The organism is Planktothrix tepida PCC 9214, from assembly GCF_900009145.1.
Classification (GTDB): Bacteria; Cyanobacteriota; Cyanobacteriia; order Cyanobacteriales; family Microcoleaceae; genus Planktothrix; species Planktothrix tepida.
Genome location: NZ_LN889770.1, coordinates 1 through 2,179, shown reverse-complemented (window position 1 = coordinate 2,179; position 2,179 = coordinate 1). Strand labels below are relative to the sequence as shown.

The 2,179-nt window shown below is 44.1% G+C and carries 2 protein-coding genes; one reads left to right on the top strand and one right to left on the bottom strand.

Annotated elements, in window-relative coordinates; translation table 11 throughout:
• The first annotated feature begins 221 nt into the window (after nt 1-221).
• Complete coding sequence (locus PL9214_RS03000; RefSeq protein WP_072717376.1) at nt 222-1,205, top strand: phytanoyl-CoA dioxygenase family protein; 984 nt, start codon at nt 222-224, stop codon at nt 1,203-1,205.
• 19 nt (nt 1,206-1,224) lie between these two features.
• Here PL9214_RS03000 and PL9214_RS02995 read toward each other — a convergent pair whose 3' ends face one another.
• Entirely contained in the window at nt 1,225-2,001 is a 777-nt protein-coding gene (locus tag PL9214_RS02995; RefSeq protein WP_072717375.1) for a DUF4058 family protein, read from the bottom strand.
• Between the last annotated feature and the right edge of the window lie 178 nt (nt 2,002-2,179).

Here is a 2,179-nt window from a genome sequence, read left to right as displayed (position 1 = left end):
GAGAGAATGGGAAATTTTCTCCTTCTCATATATTTCTTATATTTTTCCTCTATCTTGCTTAGTTGATAGACCTTACAGTTTATTTACGAAACTTCTCAAGCGGGAATCATTGGAGTAGCCGGACATGGCACTAGAGGAGGATGTCGGGTTAGTCTTTTCGTCCTGAACATCAATGTTTCTATGACGTTAGCGATCGCCAACACATATCTAGAGATAACTTCATGAAATCATCCAGTAACCAGAACTCATACCTTCCCAGCGCCAATGCCAAGACTAATAGCATAGATGAAGCTTGGACGGGAACCAACGAACAGTGGTGGAATTGGTATATTTCATTGGCTGAGAATAGCCAACAGCCTGTTGATCCTGAGAGATTGATTGTTCAACCCGAACCAGATCCTCATAAAGTACCAACCATTGAGGAACTTCGTAGAGAACTCGCCGAGCCGTTTCCTATTTCAAACAGTCAAATTCAACAATTTCAAACGGAGAGTTATATAAAAATCAAAAATGTTCTCAGTCCCGAAGCCCTGTTTTTGCTCCGAAAAGAATTGAAGAAGCTGTTCGAGCAGTATAATCCACCAGATCCGGCTCGACAATTCAGTAGCCGAGAGTTGCTATGGCTCGAAAGTGAAATCGCTAGGGAGTTTGTGTTGAGCAAAAAGTTGGGTCGGCTGGCGGCAGAGTTGTTGGGAGTGGCAAGCGTTCGGGTCTACCATGATGACTTTTTGTGCAAAGAGCCAGGATGTGGCCGTACTCCCTGGCATTACGATGGTCAACATTATCCCATTGCCAGCAATAATGTTGGTACAATGTGGATTCCTCTGCAATCGACTCCCAAAGAAATGGGATTGCTGGAGTTGGCAAAAGGAATGGAGGTTTACAAGCTCGTCAGAGAAATCCCATTCGACAAATTTTCTCAAAATCATGACCGGGCCATATCCGAAATGCTTCAATCTCGTGGCATCGCGATCGATCGAGAACCCTTTGATCTTGGGGATATCAGTTTTCACCATTGTTTGAATGTGCATGGGGCGGGTGCCAATCATACCACCCAGCAGCGTATAGCTTTTGGGATCAGCTATTTTGAAAATGGAGCTTGTGTCGTTGATGCTCCAAAGCTAATTTCCGGCGATTGGCAGAAGTTCATGCCAGGAGTCCAGCCATCAGAGCCTATCTCCAGCTTTTATAATCCGATTGTTTAAGCGTAAATTTAGCCCGACCTTACATCTGCTGTTGCAATCTTTCATTCACCCAAACCATATCTGATTCTGACAAAGCAGGAATCGGAGGACGGTTGTAATCAATCCTTAAGTCATAGCTTCCCTGATCGTAAATCTGATCGAGCAATGGCTTTAGGTCGATCCTTAGTTCTGGTTCACTAGCCTTTAGCGGTACGATCAATTCAGGAATACGATCTGGCAAATTAAACCCATAAAGTTGAGCTTTCGGACGAGTTTCGCTATGACTTACCACAATCCGATAGTGACTCGGCAAAAAATTTCCCGCCATTGGCATCGAATTTCCCTGACGCAACAAATCAATTTCAACGAAATTAGTTGCACTACCCAAAATCTTTAGCCGCTTTGTTTCGTATTGCAGTCGCCCAATTCCTACCTGTTTATTTTTCGGAGAAAGTACCTCAATAATGGTCACGACTTCCTCAGTTTCCACAGCCCGAATTTCTAAGTATGCTTCTGTCAAAATTTCTGGCATCGGTAGCAACACATCGATCGGCATTGTTGGGGAAACAACTGCAAGATTGGATTCAGTCGATCGCGCTAAAGAAAGCGAACTTTGCACCGATACATCGGGTACACCCACAAGCACAGCCGTGTCTCCATTCACCTCATACACACGCTCCTCGATAGCCACAATGTACTTTGGGCGAAGCTTAGGGGCAAGGTCATTAGCGATCGCTGTAATTAACCGATGGTGGATTCCTGCCCACAGAGAAGGATGTTCCAGATAAGGATTCATACCGGGAAATGGAGAAGGCATAAGTAAAACTCCTAAAGCAAGCGACTCATCGGCAACCCACTTACTTTGAGCAAAACAGGAAGCACCTTTTATTTTACCCTACCCGTTCAGCCATAAGCGGAATGATCGAGAGAATGGGAAATTTTCTCCTTCTCATATATTTCTTATATTTTTCCTCTATCTTGCTTAGTTGATAGAC

Coding starts and splice junctions, on each gene's coding strand:
- PL9214_RS03000 (WP_072717376.1), top strand. CDS start 222: ATGAAATCATCCAGTAACCAGAACTCATACCTTCCCAGCGCCAATGCC.
- PL9214_RS02995 (WP_072717375.1), bottom strand. CDS start 2,001: ATGCCTTCTCCATTTCCCGGTATGAATCCTTATCTGGAACATCCTTCT.